Source organism: Chloroflexota bacterium, assembly GCA_018825785.1.
Classification (GTDB): Bacteria; Chloroflexota; Dehalococcoidia; order JACVQG01; family JAHKAY01; genus JAHKAY01.
On sequence record JAHKAY010000029.1, the window covers coordinates 55,258 to 70,206 of the forward strand.

At 62.0% G+C, this 14,949-nt stretch carries 16 protein-coding genes; 11 read left to right on the plus strand and 5 right to left on the minus strand.

Annotated features, from left to right (window positions below):
- Position 1 precedes the first annotated feature (1 nt).
- The 3 genes from KJ624_04625 to KJ624_04635 all read left to right on the plus strand — a co-directional run bounded on the left by KJ624_04625 (position 2) and on the right by KJ624_04635 (position 2,480).
- The gene (locus tag KJ624_04625) at positions 2 to 523 is read left to right on the plus strand and encodes a cysteine hydrolase (protein MBU2009111.1); all 522 of its coding nucleotides are present in this window, start codon (positions 2 to 4) and stop codon (positions 521 to 523) included.
- Between the two features lie 2 nt (positions 524 to 525).
- Complete coding sequence (locus KJ624_04630; GenBank protein MBU2009112.1) at positions 526 to 1,515, plus strand: nicotinate phosphoribosyltransferase; 990 nt, start codon at positions 526 to 528, stop codon at positions 1,513 to 1,515.
- Between the two features lie 62 nt (positions 1,516 to 1,577).
- Entirely contained in the window at positions 1,578 to 2,480 is a 903-nt protein-coding gene (locus KJ624_04635) for a hypothetical protein (GenBank protein ID MBU2009113.1), read from the plus strand.
- A gap of 12 nt (positions 2,481 to 2,492) precedes the next feature.
- On the opposite strand, the gene KJ624_04640 is transcribed toward KJ624_04635, so the two are convergent.
- The 3 genes from KJ624_04640 to tsaD all read right to left on the minus strand — a co-directional run bounded on the left by KJ624_04640 (position 2,493) and on the right by tsaD (position 5,500).
- Positions 2,493 to 3,044 carry a hemerythrin domain-containing protein gene (locus KJ624_04640; GenBank protein MBU2009114.1) on the minus strand — a complete coding sequence of 184 codons (552 nt, stop codon included), beginning with the start codon at positions 3,042 to 3,044 and terminating at the stop codon, positions 2,493 to 2,495.
- 99 nt (positions 3,045 to 3,143) lie between these two features.
- Positions 3,144 to 4,517, minus strand: a complete 1,374-nt coding sequence (gene tilS / locus KJ624_04645) for a tRNA lysidine(34) synthetase TilS (protein MBU2009115.1) — start codon at positions 4,515 to 4,517, stop codon at positions 3,144 to 3,146.
- A 2-nt stretch (positions 4,518 to 4,519) separates the two neighbouring features.
- On the minus strand, positions 4,520 to 5,500 hold the full coding sequence (gene tsaD / locus KJ624_04650) for a tRNA (adenosine(37)-N6)-threonylcarbamoyltransferase complex transferase subunit TsaD (GenBank protein MBU2009116.1): 981 nt from the start codon (positions 5,498 to 5,500) through the stop codon (positions 4,520 to 4,522).
- 77 nt (positions 5,501 to 5,577) lie between these two features.
- Here tsaD and KJ624_04655 point away from each other — a divergent pair, with 77 nt between their 5' ends.
- From KJ624_04655 to KJ624_04690, 8 genes are all read left to right on the plus strand, one after another.
- Complete coding sequence (locus tag KJ624_04655; protein ID MBU2009117.1) at positions 5,578 to 6,792, plus strand: hemolysin family protein; 1,215 nt, start codon at positions 5,578 to 5,580, stop codon at positions 6,790 to 6,792.
- Positions 6,793 to 7,425 (plus strand): TIGR03936 family radical SAM-associated protein, encoded by a 633-nt coding sequence (locus KJ624_04660; protein ID MBU2009118.1) that lies wholly within the window; start codon positions 6,793 to 6,795, stop codon positions 7,423 to 7,425.
- Position 7,426: 1 nt separating this feature from the next.
- A complete protein-coding gene (locus KJ624_04665) occupies positions 7,427 to 8,056 on the plus strand; it encodes a histidine phosphatase family protein (protein ID MBU2009119.1) in 630 nt (209 codons plus the stop codon).
- Positions 8,057 to 8,065: 9 nt separating this feature from the next.
- Entirely contained in the window at positions 8,066 to 8,986 is a 921-nt protein-coding gene (locus KJ624_04670) for a dihydropteroate synthase (protein ID MBU2009120.1), read from the plus strand.
- A gap of 39 nt (positions 8,987 to 9,025) precedes the next feature.
- On the plus strand, positions 9,026 to 9,247 hold the full coding sequence (locus KJ624_04675; protein MBU2009121.1) for a helix-turn-helix domain-containing protein: 222 nt from the start codon (positions 9,026 to 9,028) through the stop codon (positions 9,245 to 9,247).
- Positions 9,240 to 9,878 carry a DUF2851 family protein gene (locus KJ624_04680; protein MBU2009122.1) on the plus strand — a complete coding sequence of 213 codons (639 nt, stop codon included), beginning with the start codon at positions 9,240 to 9,242 and terminating at the stop codon, positions 9,876 to 9,878. Before KJ624_04675 ends, KJ624_04680 begins: the two co-directional genes overlap by 8 nt.
- Positions 9,879 to 9,965: 87 nt before the next feature.
- Positions 9,966 to 10,682, plus strand: a complete 717-nt coding sequence (locus KJ624_04685) for a tyrosine-type recombinase/integrase (protein ID MBU2009123.1) — start codon at positions 9,966 to 9,968, stop codon at positions 10,680 to 10,682.
- Positions 10,683 to 11,239: 557 nt separating this feature from the next.
- Positions 11,240 to 11,788 (plus strand): hypothetical protein, encoded by a 549-nt coding sequence (locus KJ624_04690; protein MBU2009124.1) that lies wholly within the window; start codon positions 11,240 to 11,242, stop codon positions 11,786 to 11,788.
- 256 nt (positions 11,789 to 12,044) lie between these two features.
- Here KJ624_04690 and KJ624_04695 read toward each other — a convergent pair whose 3' ends face one another.
- On the minus strand, positions 12,045 to 14,141 hold the full coding sequence (locus KJ624_04695) for a hypothetical protein (GenBank protein MBU2009125.1): 2,097 nt from the start codon (positions 14,139 to 14,141) through the stop codon (positions 12,045 to 12,047).
- 29 nt (positions 14,142 to 14,170) lie between these two features.
- Positions 14,171 to 14,944, minus strand: a complete 774-nt coding sequence (locus KJ624_04700) for a protein phosphatase 2C domain-containing protein (protein MBU2009126.1) — start codon at positions 14,942 to 14,944, stop codon at positions 14,171 to 14,173.
- Positions 14,945 to 14,949: the final 5 nt, after the last annotated feature.

Sequence of the window (14,949 nt, forward strand, 5' to 3'; positions counted from 1 at the left end):
CGTGCCCAATGTGGTCATAGTGGTGGATATGCTGCGGGGCTTCATAGAGGAGGGCTATCCCCTCTGCTGCGGGAAGGATGCCCGGCGGGTCATCCCCTGCATCCAGCGCCTCCTGGAAAGGGAGCTGAAGCAGGGCTCCAGGGTCATTTTCCTGGCCGACAACCACGACCCCCATGACCTGGAGTTCAAGATGTTCCCCCGGCACTGCGTGGCCGGGACAGAGGAGGCGGAGATAATCACGGAGCTGGCCCGCTACCCGGGGGAGGTGATGCCCAAGAAGCGCTTTTCCGGCTTCTACGGCACCCCCCTGGAACAGAGGCTCAAGGAGCTGAAGCCGGAGAAAATCATTGTGGTCGGTGTCTGCACTGATATCTGTGTGATGCACACGGTGGCCGATGCCCGCAACCGGGACTACCCGGTGGAGGTCCCGGTGGACTGCGTGGCCAGCTTTGATGAGGAAAACCACCGCTTTGCCCTGGACCACATGGAGAAGGTCCTGGGGGCAAATCTGACAAGGGGGTGAGCATGCCTGAGTTTGAAATCCACCCCAGCGTCCTTTCCGGCGAGACGGCGGATATCTATTTTGTCCGCACCCTGGAGGTGCTGAAGAAGGCGGGCCTGAACCCGGTGGCCACCATGGAGGTCTTCCCATCCCGGGGGGGCACGCTCTGCGGCATGGATGAGGTGAAGGCCCTGCTCCAGAAGGTCCTCCCCCCCAAGGCGGAGGTGTGGGGGCTGGGGGAGGGGGAGAGGATGGAAAGAAAAGAGGTGGTCCTGCGCATCAAGGCCCCCTACCAGAGCTACGCCGTCTATGAGACGGCCTATCTGGGCATCCTGGCCCACTGCTCCGCCTGGGCCACCGCTGCCCGGGAGGTGGTGGAGGCAGCCCAGGGCATCCCGGTCATCGGCTTTGGTGCCCGCCATGTCCACCCCCTGGTGGCCGGGCAGCTGGACTACGCCTCCCAGGTGGGGGGCTGTGCCGGTGGCTCCTCGGTCCTAGGGGGCAAGCTCATGGGCCGGCCAGCTATGGGCACCATGCCCCATGCCCTCATCATCTGCTTCGGCGATACGGTGGAGGCCACCCTGGCCTTTGACCGGTATATGCCCCCCGAGGTGCCCCGCATCTCCCTGGTTGACACCTTCAAGGATGAGCCCGAGGAGAGCCTGAGGGTGGCCCAGGCCCTGGGCAAGCGCCTTCAGGGGGTGAGGCTGGATACCCCCACGGAGAGGGGGCGGGTGACCCCGGACCTGGTGAAGGAGACCCGGGCCCGCCTGGACCAGGCGGGCTTCCCCCAAGTGGGGATAGTGGTGAGCGGGGGCCTGGACCCCGAGCGCATCCGCCAGTTCATCGCCCAGGGGGCCCCGGTAACCGCCTTCGGGGTGGGGAGCCATATCTCTTCGGCCCCCCCCATTGACTTCACCGCCGACCTCCACGAGGTGGATGGCCGGCCCATCGCCAAGAGGGGGCGCATCCCCGGCATCACCCCCAACCCCAGGCTGAAAAGGATTATCTAGGCGAAACTCATTTCAGGAAATGTCTGAGAACTATTTGGTTCGTTGCATATTGTGGTAGAGGAATGGAAAGTCTGAAGCTAGGCATCCTGGAGGACCGCGAGGACCCGTTTATTCGGGACCTGATAGCCCATATGGGGGTGGAGGCGGAGTTCCTCAGCTTTGGGGAGGAGGTGGTGGTCCCCTCTCCCCCCTACCGGGTGGTCATAGACCGGGCCAGCTACAGCAATCCCTACCTGAAGGAGATGATGAAGGGGTTGGCCCTGGATGGCTGCTATGTCATCAACAACCCCTTCACCGCCTCGGCCACCAACAAGCTGATGGACATCCGCCTTTCGGCCCATCTGGGAATCCCCGTCCCCCGCACCCTGGTCCTGCCCGACCTGAAGGTGAAGGAGCAATTCCCGGCGATGGTCCGGGAGCCTGTCTGGGAGAGGGTCGCCCGGGAGGTGGGCTTCCCCTGCGTCCTCAAGCCCTTTGACGGCTACGGATGGACAGATGTCTTCGTGGTCAACAGCCCGGAAGAGATGAGGGACCTCTATGGTTCCCAGAACCACATCTTCATTGCCCAGCAGCTCATCTCCTATAGTGTCTATTACCGGGTCTTCTGCATTGACCAGAAGGAGGTGCTTTTCATGCAGTGGGTCCCCCGGCCCCTTGGGGCAGGCGAATACCTCCTCACCGACCCCACGCCCATAGAGGGCCTCAGGGACAAGCTGACTCTCCTGACCACGGAGCTGAACCGGGCCCTGGACCTGGATATCAATGTGCTGGAATGGTGCCTGGACAGGGAGGGCCAGCCCTGGCTTATTGACGCTTTCAACGAGGTGCCGGAGATAAAGAGGGAAAATCTCCCCGAAGAATATTACCGCTGGATTCTGGAGAAACTGGCCGCCTGCGTCCAAGACAAGCTCCAGCACCCGGAGAAGAGGAACCGGGCCGCCCTCGGGCTACCCCTGAACCCCTGAGACTCCGGGGAGCTAGCCTTTTAGCTCCTTCTCCAGCTCCTCTATAAGATGGGTATATTCGTGGTGCTTGTCCTCCCCCAGGCGCTTTTCCACCCCTTCATAGGCCTCCAGGAGCCCCTTCTTGACCCCTTCCGGGAGGATGTTCTCCCCCATGGGGTAGAGAATGTTGTCCTCCTTGGGGATGTGGCTGGCGAGGAGAGCAGCATAGCCCCGAGCGTTCTTGGCCAGTTCACCAGCCGCCACCCAGTCTCCCTTTCCCCAAGCATCCAGGGCCTTGGTCATGCGCCGGACATACTCCCTCCCTTGCTCATGCTCAGAGAGCATCACCGCTACAGGCCCCGCGTGGCGCGGGAGGCCGTGGGCCTCCAGGGCGTGGAAGAGGCAGTCCTCCTCCTTGCCGTGGTGGCAGCGGTCGGCGAAGTTGCGGATGAAGTCCAGGGCCCGGGCAAAGAGGGCAGGGGAGACCTCCTCACTCCTCTCCAACTTCCCTGCGGCCGATTCCAGCACCCGCAACAGGCGTTCAATAAGCCGGTGCTCCTCCATGAGAGTACTGGTAACCTCAATTTTTGTCATTTCCATCGTCTTGCACCTCCACGGGCAATTTTAGGTCCGAGGGGGGGCCTTTTCTGCGACCAAGGTCACAGAGGCGGGCCTTTTCGGGGGCTAGTCCAGGCGAAACCTGAGGTGGAGGACCTGGCGGGTGGTGGGGGTGAGCCGTGCCCTCTGGTCCACTCGGTAGCCCATCACCCAGAGGATGTGGCCGTGGGAGACCACCAGGGGCACCCGCTCCCGCCAGGCCCGTGGCACCTTCTCGTCCACGAAGAAGTCCTGCAGGCTCTTTTCCATATCCATCCCCAGGGGCATAAACCGGTCCCCCGGCTCTCTTGCCCGGACTATTAGCTTTTGCCCGGCGACAGCGGCGTCCAGGAAGGCGCTGAAGGGCTCCTCCCCCGGGACAGGGGGTGCGGGGAGGAGCTCGGCCTCTACCCGCCAGCGGGAGATGCGGGTTGTCCCGGGGATAGCCAGGGGGTGCTCCCCCTCCAGGGGGGGAAGAGGGCAGGGGGCGGGGCCGGGGCCCAACCTCGCCTCCCCGTAGCCCACGGAAAAGGTGAGGCCCCGGGGCAGGTGGAGGACCTTCCCTGGCCGGGGGAGGGTGGAGAGCATCCCTTCCAGATGGACGGCCTGGGCCCCCTGGCCCAGGAGCGCCTCCAGGGCCCGCAGCAGCACCCGGTGCTGGAGGGCGGGGGGAAGGCCCCGGAAGGCCTCCAGGTCCAGATAGAAGCCGTCCCTCTCCCGCACCGCCCGCGCCCAGGCCCTGGAGGTCTCCTCCTCCAGATAGGCCAGGTCCAGGGCCACGGCCCGGGAGAGGCGGAGGAGGGTCTGGCGAAAACTGGGATTGAAGCCCTCAAAGACCGGGAGGAGCCCCCTCAGCCGGCTGCGGGAAAGCTCCGGGGAGATGTTGGAGGGGTCGGCCACGGGTTTCAGGCCTAAAGAGACGCAGTAGGCCTCCGTCTCCTTGCGGGGGACATCCAGGAGGGGTCTGACCACCTTGAGCCCCTTCCAGGAACTGGTGGGGACCATGCCCCGCAGGCCCCGCAGGCCCGCCCCCCGCAGGATATGGAGCAGGACCGTTTCCACCTGGTCGTCGGAGGTATGCCCCACCGCCACCGCCCCTGCCCCCGCCCTCCGGGCGGTGCGGAGGAAGAAATCGTATCGGACCTCCCGGGCGGCCTCCTCCAGGGAGAGGCGTTTTCTTTGCCGGTAGGCCCGCACATCCCGACGGCCCACGGTGAGGGGGATGTCCAGGCCCCGGCAGTGCTCTTCCACCAGGCAGGCCTCCTGGCGGCCCTGGGGGCGAAGGCCGTGGTCCAGATGGGCGGCATGGAGGCGGAGGCCCAGCTCTTCTCTCAGCCCGGCCAGAAGATAGAGAAGGCAGAGGGAATCGGGCCCACCGGAGACCCCCACCAGGACCTGCTCCCCCGGGGAGAAGAGGCCGTGCCTTTTTGTAAAGGCCAGGACCCTGTCTTGCAGGTCCATAGCTACCCCCAGGGGAGGGAGGGGGCGATATCCAGGTCCCTGGGGGCCCGTTCCCCGCGGCCCAGCCGGAAGTAGCCGCAGGCGGCCACCATGGCGGCATTATCGGTGCAGAGACTGAGCGGGGGGATGAGGACGGGGAGGGGGGAGCGGGCCAGGAAGATCTCTCGCAGGAGAGTGTTGGCCGCCACCCCCCCTGCTACCAGGACCGCTTTCACCGGCAGGGAGCGGGCGGTTTCCAGGGTCTTCACCACCAGCATGTCCACCACCGCCTGCTGGAAGCTGGCGGCCAGGTCGGGGACGGGGAGGGGGCCGTCCATCCCCTCCAACATTCGCCTTAAGGCAGCTTTGAGGCCGGAGAAGCTGAAGTCATAGCTCCCCTTAATCCAGGCCCGGGGAAGAGGGAAACGGGCCTCCCCTTGCCGGGCCGCCTTTTCTATGGCCGGGCCTCCCGGGTAGCCCAGGCCCAGGAGCCTGGCCGCCTTGTCCAGGGCCTCTCCGGCGGCATCGTCCCGGGTCCTGCCCAGGGGCTGGATGTCTCCATGGTCCCTCATCAGGACCAGCTCGGTATGGCCCCCGGAGACCAGGAGGGCCAGGGCAGGGAGGGGTGGTGGGTTCCCGGCAAGCCAGAGGGAGTAGAGATGGGCCTCCAGGTGGTTCACCCCCACCAGGGGGAGCTTTCTGGCCAGGGCCAGGGCCTTGGCCAGGCTCATCCCCACCAGAAGGGAGCCGGGCAGGCCCGGCCCGCTGGTGACGGCGATGGCCTCCACCCCCTCAAGCCCCACCCCCGCCTCCCCCAGTGCCCTCTCCAGCACGGGCAGGATGGTGAGGATATGCTGGCGGGAGGCCACCTCGGGGACAATGCCGCCATAGCGGGCGTGGAGATCTACCTGGGAGGCCACGATGCTGGAAAGGATATGCTTTCCGCCTTCCACCGCCGCCGCCGCCGTTTCATCGCAGGAGGTCTCTATACCTAAGACCTTCACAATGTCATTCTATCACCTTCCTTTGACAGTGGGAAACGGCCAATGCTATTATGACCTGGATGTGGAATAACTTCTTCTTGTTTCTCTTGGTTGTGTGCATCGGGCTATCGGCCTTTTTCTCCCTGGTGGAAGCCGCCTTCCTTTCCCTGCCGAGGAGCCGCGTCAGCTACCGGGCCCAGCAGGGCTCCCTGCGGGCGGCCCAGGTGGAGGAGGTGATGCGGCACCCGGAGCGATTCCTGGCCACGGTCCTCTTCGGCAACGACCTGGCCAATACCGCAGCCGGGGTCCTGGGGGCGGCCCTGGCGATGTCCCTTTTGGGGCCCAGCTGGGGGGTGGTGGTGGCCACGGTGGTGATGGCCATCGCCGTCCTCCTCCTGGCTGATGCCATCCCCAAGACCTTCGCCGTGCGCCATGCCGAGGGGGTGGCCCTCTTTACGGTGGGGCTGGTGAGGCTCCTGGAGGGCTGGCTCTCCCCGCTGGTCACCGCCATCAGCTGGGTTGGGGCCCAGGTTACTGGCGGCAAGCCCCTGAAATACCTGACCAGCGAGGAGGAGATACGCTCCATCATCTCGTTGGGGGAGAGGGAGGGGACGGTGGAGAAGGCCGAGGCCCAGATGCTCCACAAGGTCTTTGAGTTCGGGGACCGGCCGGTTAGAGAAGTGATGACCCCCCGCCCCGATATTATCGCCTTGGAGAAGGGAAGCCCGCTGGATAAGCTGTTTGAGACCTATGCCCAGTATCCATACTCCCGCTTCCTGGTGTATGAGGGCTCCCTGGACAATATCGTGGGCCTGGTTACCATTAAAGATGTCCTCATGGGCCAGGCCCAGGGGAACCTGCCCCAGACCATAGATAGCCTTGTCCGGCCCATCCCCTTTGTCCCCTTGACCAAGCCCCTGGGGAGGCTCTTCACGGAGATGCAGGCCTCGGGGGTTCCTATGGTGGCGGTGGTGGATGAATACGGGGGCATTGCCGGCATTGCCACCCTGGGCCGTCTGGTGGAGGAGATTGTGGGGGAGATGAAGGACGAGCTGGCCCTGGAGGAAAAAGAGGTTGAGACCATTGGCGAGAACGCCTTTGAGGTGGATGCCAGCCTGCGGATTGAGGAGGTCAACCAGCAGCTGGGCCTGAGCATCCCCCCGGGGGACTATGAGACCCTGGCGGGGTTTGCCCTTAGCCGGCTGGGCCATGTCCCCCGGGAGGGGGAGCAGTTCAAGTACAACGGCTGGAAGGTACTGGTTGTCCAGGTAAAGGGGCTCAGGATAGAGAAGCTCCTTATCACTAAGGAATAGATGCTGCGCTGGAGGATAAGGTTCTCCCGGGGGGAGGAGCTGAAATACCTTTCCCACCTGGACCTGGTGCGCCTGTGGGAGCGGGGCCTGAGACGGGCAGGGGTGGCCCTGGCCTATTCCCAGGGCTTCAGCCCCCACCCCCATCTCTCTATGGTAGCCCCCCTCCCCCTGGGGTTCACCAGCCGGGGGGAGGTCCTGGAGGTCTATCTCAAGAGGCCTCAGAAGCTCCTGGCTCCCGCCCTGGAACGGGCCCTGCCCCCGGGGATAAAGGTCCTGGGGATGGAGCCGGTGCCCTTGAGTGCCCCCTCCCTCCCCTCCCAGGTCCGCTCTGCCCAATACCGGGTGGAGGTAGCGGGGGACAGGGGGCAGGGGGAGGTAGAAGAGGCCATCCGGGCTTTCCTGCAGAAGGAGAGCCTCCCCTGGCAGCACCGCAGGGACAAAGAGATAAGGCACTATGACCTCCGGGCCCTGGTGCTGGTGCTTGAGGCGGGGGGCTGGGACCCCCAGGGCTATTTCCTTGAGATGAAGCTGGTCTGTTCCCCCCAGGCCAGCGGCCGTCCGGAGCAGGTGGCCCTGGCCCTGGGCCTGAAGCCCCTGGCCGTGGAGCGCCTGGGCCTGGAGCTCGGGCTGTAATATGAGGCTCATCCTGGTCCGGCATGGGGAGACCCCCTGGAACGAGGCGCGCCGGGTCCAGGGGGGAAGGAGCGATATCGGGCTTGGGGAAAGGGGCCTGGCCCAGGTGGAAAGGCTGGCCGTGGCCCTGGCCGGGGAGAATATCCAGGCGGTCTATTCCAGCCCCCTGAAGCGGGCCCTGGCTACCGCCCGGGCCATCGCCCGTCCCCATGGGCTTGAGGTGCGTCCCCTCTCCTCCCTCCGGGAGATAGATGCGGGCCAGGCGGAAGGGCTCCCCGTTGACAGGCTCAAGGAGGACTTTGCCCCTTTCTGGAAGGAGTGGCGGGAGGGCGACGGCCCCATCACCTGGCCGGGGGGGGAATCGGTGGAGCAGGTTGCCCGGCGGGCCTGGGGGGCAATAGCCAGGCTCCGGCGCCGCCACCCTGGTGAGACGGTGGTGGTGGTGGGCCACGCCTTTGTCATCACCTCCATCCTGGTGAGGGCCCTGGGCCTGCCCCCGGGCCACTTCCGCCGCCTACGGGTAGAGGCGGGGAGCGTGTCCGTCCTGGAGCTGAACCAGAAAGGGCCGCTCCATAACCGGCTTCTCCTGCTGAACCATACCTGTCCCATAAGGGAGGATGGACATAGATAGGGAGGGAAAATGATAGCTATCGGTGAAAGCATCCATGTCATCTCGCCCAGGGTGCGGGTGGCCATTGAGGGGAGGGAGGAGACCTTTCTCCAGGAGCTGGCCCTGAAACAGGTGGCGGGCGGGGCCCAGATACTGGACCTGAACATCGGCCCCCAGAAGAAGGCCGGCCCCGAGGTCATGGCCTGGATGGTGGAGATTATCCAGGAGGTGACCGATGTCCGGCTGTCTCTGGATACCACCAATGCCGCCGCCATCGAGGCGGGGCTGAAGGGGGTGAAGAGGAAGGCCCTCATCAACAGCACCGATGCCACCCCTCAGAGGATAGAGGCCCTGATGCCCCTGGCCGCCAAATACAATGCCGGCATTATCGCCCTCACCCTGGCCGCCACCGGCCTGCCCACCACCGCCGATGCCCGGATTCAGCTGGCCTCGGAGTGCATCTTCCCTGCCTGCGAGAGATACGGCCTTCCTATGGAGGACCTCTACCTGGACCCTCTGGTCCTCGCCGTGAACGGGAACCAGGACCAGGCCCAGGCCACCATTGAGGCGGTGCGCTTTTTCAAGCAGATGGCCGACCCTCCCCCCAAGACCGTCTGCGGTCTCTCCAATATTTCCAACGGCGCCCCCAACGAGCTGCGCCCCCTCATCAACCGGGTCTTCCTCCTGATGATGATGGGGGCCGGGCTGGACTCCGCCATCATGGACACCCTGGATGCCGAGACCATGGAGGCCATCAGGGTGGTGGAGGCCAGGGACACCAGCACCCTCAGAGGCCGGCTTCATCTTGCCATCTACGATGCCTACTGCCGGGGGGAGAGCTTTGACCCCTCGGGCTTTGACCCCAAGGACCCCCAGACCCGGGATATTCTCCGCACCGTCCAGATGCTGGAGAACCGGTTCCTCTACGCCCACGGCTACCTCAAGGTCTAGGGCCTTGAAATCTTAAACGGTTCCGTGTAAAATAGGGCCATGAAAAGGCCCTGGACGGCGAAGAAGGTCCGGGAGCTGAGGCAGCACCTGGGGCTCACCCAGGGGGCGATGGCCCAGGAGATGGGGACCCGCCAGCAGACCATCTCGGAGTGGGAAAGAGGGGTATACGTGCCCCGGGGCACCTCCTGCACCCTCCTGAACATCATTGCCGAGAGGGCGGGCTTCAAGTATGAGGCCGCCGGACCCCTAGACCATGACTGAGAAGGAGCTGGCCAGGCGCTGGAGGGGGCTGAGGGGGAGGGAGGTGCTCACCAGCCGGGGGAAGGTGAGGGTGCTCTACCCGGGGAGGGCCAACGGAGGCGGGGGGCCGGACTTCATCGGGGCCGCCCTCCTGGGGGAGAAGGGCATGGTGCGGGGAGATGTGGAGGTGCACCTCTCCTCCCGGGACTGGCGGGCCCACGGCCACCACCGGGACCCCCACTATGATAATGTGGTCCTCCACGTGGTTATGGTGGATGATGCCCCCGGCCCTATCCCTTCCCTGGTCCTGCGCCCCCCGGCGGGGGAGGACCCCCTCCCCTGCCCCCGGAATGCCCCCCCTCCTGTCCTGGTGCGCATGGGGGAAGAGCGCTTTCGGGCCAAGGGGCAGAGGTTGCTGGGGATGGCCGAAGCCCGAGGCCCCGGCCAGGCCCTCTATGAGGGGGTGATGGAGGCCCTGGGCTACTCCCGAAACCAGGGGCCCATGGTGGAACTGGCCCGCCTTCTGCCCCTGGCGGTCCTGGAGGAGGAAGGCCCTTCAGCCCTGGAAGGGAGGCTCCGAGAGGGGGCCGGGAAAATCCCGGGCTGGGAGCTATCAGGGGCAAGGCCCACAAATCACCCCTTGCGATGCTGAACACAATCACGTCTTCCCCCTCAGATTTGCGGTAGCCCTCGCTAACCCCCGCCTGGAGGGCATGCCCCGGTGAATGTTGGGGATCCCATCCCACAGCCCAAGGCTTATCTGGACCCGGAAGAGGTTGAGAAGCTGACAGCCGCTGCCTGCAATCTGAGGGACCGGCTCCTCATCCGCCTCCTGTTCCGCCTGGGATGCCGGGTGTCGGAGGCCCTCGCCCTCAAGGTGCAGGATGTGGACTTCGTCCGGGGCACTGTCACCATAGAGCACCTCAAAGCTCGGATGCGGCTCTCTTGCCCGAGATGTGGAGCCAGGCTGGGCAGAACCCATATTTTCTGCCCGAAGTGCGCTACTGGCGTGCAGGAAGCCCAGCATAGCCAGCACGAGCAACGCCGCATGAGGGCCCTGCCCGTCGATATGGAAACCCTTGAAATGCTCCGGGACTACGTCAGGCGGGACGGCCCCGTCATAAAGGGCGGAAGGCTGCTCATCTTCGGCATCGGGCGTGGACAGGCCTGGCGGGTGGTGAGGGAGGCTGCCCATAGGGCAGGGCTGCCTCCTCTGGCCAACCCGGGGACGGGCCGGGTTGTTGGCGTGAGCCCCCACCGCCTCAGGGACGCCTTTGCAGTTCATGCGGTGAAGCTTGATGATTCCGGCGACGGGCTCAGGCTTCTTCAGGAGCATCTAGGACATGCCAACTTCAACACTACCGCCAGGTATCGGAAGGTGAGCGGTCAGGAGCACCGACGGTGGTATGAGCGTCTATGGAGCGAAAATGACGCAGGTGAACAACTTTCTAGTTGATTATTTTGGCGAATCTAACGCCGCCACCATACTACCCGAATTACTCGACCGCCTGATTGCCCTTGGCGAGAGGGCAAGACAAATTAGCCATACCCTTGACAACAGGGGGCACCGACCGGAGGTAGCGGCAGCGCTAGTAGGATATTTGAAGCGCCAAGCCCATAGATAGGCTGGTGCCTTCTCTTTCTTAACAAGGAGGGCTGGATGAATAAGGAGTGAGGATAATAACGAAATAGCCGGAGGCCAAGGCTAGTCTCCGGTTAAAGAAAAGAAGTAAGAAATACGATGAGGAGGAGATTGAAATGGTTACGTGCGGACTTTGTGGCAAACAAGTCAGGACTGCGCAGGGACTGAGAGGTCATAGAACCTTCGTTCATGGAACTGCCGGTAGTACTCAGCAGCCAGTTGCTCGACTAGCTACTGAGCAGCAAGTGAGTTTACTGGAGGACAGACTCCAGCAGCTCGAACGAGTTACTGGACTACGTGAGGCAGACTCAGGTTTCTCACTGAGTGATACTGAGCCACTCACTGACAGACTAACTAATATTGCTGAGCAGGTGACTAAGCTCGGGGATGCCGTCGGTAAGCTCAGTGACATAGTCAGCAAACTGAGTGGAGACGTAGAACTGGCGAAGGCCGATAGGCTGACGGTAGGCGAATTGAGTCACAAGTTGAAGGAAGCTCAAAACAGCCTTGCTGGTGTTGTTGATAACCGTTGTGATGCCTTCAACAAGAACTTCGAGGTTCACCAGTCTAAGATTGACGGAGTTCAAGGGCTGATTGAAGATCTTGCTGAAGGTCTGAATGAGATCAAGACAAAGCTAACCACACATGGGCACGGCGGTCTGAGTCTAATACCACAGTTGAGCAGTAGACTGCAACAGGTTGGTGAAGAGATAGCGGGGCTGCATCCGGGGGTTGCTAAAGCTCAAGCCCTTGCTGTTCGTAGGCCAACCGATGACTTTGAGAAACTAGAACTGGCTAATGGGTCTAAGCATACTTTTCGGGTATATAAGGGCAAAAGGGGATTGTCTAACCCGCATCGAGTCAGCATAGACCCGTTCTTTGGTGATAAGTATGTGGACTTGGCCGAGCCTGAAGATTAGACAATGGCTGTCGTCTGTATCACTAGACCAGCCCGCGGATTTGGAAAGGGCACAACAATGTCTGTATCAGCGGCCACCATTGAACCAAATGTCCAATCGTTGCGCGCGCGGGTTTCCAACAGAACCCGCTCTAAACTACCTGTCCAGATTTCGGGGACCCTCTCACTGTGCCGACCGCCGGGGAAACGCCGCCCAATAACTCCAGCAGAGTCCGCAGTATCCGGCAACTATTCTTGCTGGACCCCTTGTCCGCCCCTCATCGACCGGAAAGCAAGATCCCCTTCAGGTACTCTACAAAGTTCACTCGTCGAAAGGCGAGAAGTTCGCGTTGCGTATTTGCCACAGCCCATTCCTTTTCAGGTATCTGCCTTCTCATTTCGCCTATCTGGCGCTCAAGTGGCCGGCGTTTCTTTGCCAACTGCTCTCTGGCGCACTGTAACCGCCTAACCAGAGCGGCGCGCTCTTGGCTGGACTTCTGCCGAACGCTGTCCTTCTTTTGCTCCTCACCCTCCCTGACAACGACCTCTTCCTGATCCAGTGCAACACGGTCACGTTCATACCGTGACTCAATTGCAGACTGCTGTGCGTGAGGCAAAGAGTTGGGGATACTGCTTCGCAGTTGAGAGTCTATATGCCTACGCCACGCCAACAGAAGTGCCGCCTTCTTTGGGCCAATGCCCTCCACGTGCACGTTCCCTCGCCCTGGCACTTCGATGTAGGCAACCTGCTGCCAATACCGGCCCCACCCCGTCTGAGTAACGCGAACATTCGCGATGTCTGCGGCGCTTCTGACTCCTGCGGAAGAAAGGCGCTTCTTCATTGTCGCTCCGATGCCAGTGATCGCCGCACTGGAAAGGTAATACTGGGCAAGACGGCTGCTGACGTGCTGGTTCTGAAGACTGCGCAGCGTCCGGGCTAGCTCAGTCGTCTGGGACCGCACGAGAGCGTGTCGGCGCTGGTTCACACTGGCGAGAGCCTGCTGCAGGTTCAGGTCAACAGCTTCAAGCTCCTCCCTTTCACTCTTCGCCGACTCAGCCTGTCTAGCTTTGGAGGTGGTCACCTCCTTGCCTTCGTCTAGGGTCAGTTCTTGGAGTTCCATCTTGAGGCGCTCAATGGCCCGCCTCACATCGTTCATATCAGCCTCCGTGCCCTGAAGTCTCAGCAGCAGAGCTTGCTTCTGCTGCAGTTCGGGCAAATCCCGAAATTGCAGTGCGAATACAGTCAACAGCAGGGCGAGCCCCGCGGCGACAGCTAATGCTGCGATCGTCAGTGCCAGCAGTCCAAAAGCCACAGCAAATGCAAGTAGAGGCGCCACTGACACAAAGCAGGCAAGAAGCAGGCGCTGCCGTGCGAAAGGACCGCGTATGCGCACCAGCGGGACAGGTGACAGATGGTCCTGAATCCAGACAGGAGCCTTTGGTTCGCTGATCTCCGTGCTCATTGCTACCTCCGAAGGTGGAGTGACTCGTTGAGCAGGGAACGGCGGGATTTCGCTGACGTTGAGTGGAGGGATGTCGGGTAGGTCTCTCTGGATGAAGGACTGAAATTGGCGGGCCAGCCGATGGAGGGTCTCATCGTCAGATTGCTTCAGGGCGTACAGCGCCTCGGAGGACGACGGATCCTCAAAGTCTTCACGGCGGAAGAGTAGCCTTTCCTCTCCCGCGCCAAGGCGGTCCCACAAGCTGGGGTCGATGCTCAGACCCAGGAGCGACACATAGATCACCCAAGTCGAGAAGTTGTCCAGATGCGGACCGAAATCGCTTCTCGTTCGTCTCGGGCTTTGGTAGTTTGAGTGGCCAAGCTCGTTGCTTGGCATCCCTTCCAGGCCGGGCACGAACATTCCGTCGTAGTCGATTAGGCGAATCTCTCCATTGACGATAAGAATGTTTCCATGCTGCAAGTCACCGTGAGCAATGTTTAAGCGTCTAAGGTGGCAAGCCAAACGCACGAACCTCTCCGCGAGGGCCCACAAGCCGCGTGGATCCGCGAGGTTTCTTTCCACGTAGGCGCTCAATGTCTCCCCGTTCACCCACTCCATCTTCAATAGAGGATAGGATTGACCCTTAATCTTGATACCCTGTTTGAGGAACTCGAAGTCCACTGTGCAAGGCATGGGATTCCGTTGCAGGTACTTGCTGATTGCTGCGTAGCGCTGTTCTTGGTCAGGGTGATATATGCAGAAACATCTGACTGCCCATTTCCTGTGGCTGCCTGTTAGAGGGAACACAACAGCAAAGTTCCCCGAAATGGCCTTTGGAATTCCAAACCTATCTAACTCTGGCGCACCTTCTCTTAGCTCCGCGTCGGCAAGACACACACGAGGCGTCTGAATAGCCTCCTGGTAGTCGGTCATAGTTGGCAGCCTCATCTCTTATGGATACCCTACATGATGTCAATACGAATCAGGGTAATATCGTCATTGCGCAGCTGTTTCTTTCCCCGCAGCTCCCCCATCCATTCTGTGAAAGATAGCGGCGCGTCGCGAGTGTCGAGATCCCGCGGAATTGCCCAGGGATTGTCCCCTGCCTCATATGTCCTCAGAAACCAGCAAGCCAGAGCGTCAGTCATTAGGTAAAATCTGTCATCTCGGTGCCAATCCCCTTGGCTTCTTCTCAGGACTTCGGGGAATCGACGGTTCCCGGCGGGACCGCTGGATAGAAGAAAGGGCTGGATGTCGAACTGAGTGGAATGATCCATCGGGAATTTCCCTATGAGGGCTTCACCTCGAACTTGGAACACGCAGGAGTCCCCAACGGCGACTGCTGTCCATCGTCCGTGCGATTCCTCTTCGGAATCCATCAGCACGAGGCCAAGGAGTGTGGAGAAGGCGCCAGCTTGCAGTCCGGGCTCCTCGAACCATTGAATCGGTCTCCCCTGCCTCTGTCTAACACTGAGATAGGTTCCTTTCCACTTGTCCCAGCTGCGGGTGGACCGTCCCAAGAAACAGGAGTCTGTTTCGGCTTCTCTGCAAAACGCCCGGACAAGAATACGAGCCCATTCCCCACTCAGTAGTGCTTCGCTCGCGCCATCAGCCACCGCGAAGCGCAGCATATTCCCACGTCGTTCCCCACCCTTCTCAGGGTAGAACGCATCCTCGTACTCGTTCTTTGAATTGCCTGCCTTTGGCAGCCAGAATGCCGAGAGAAAGACGTGCACGCTTG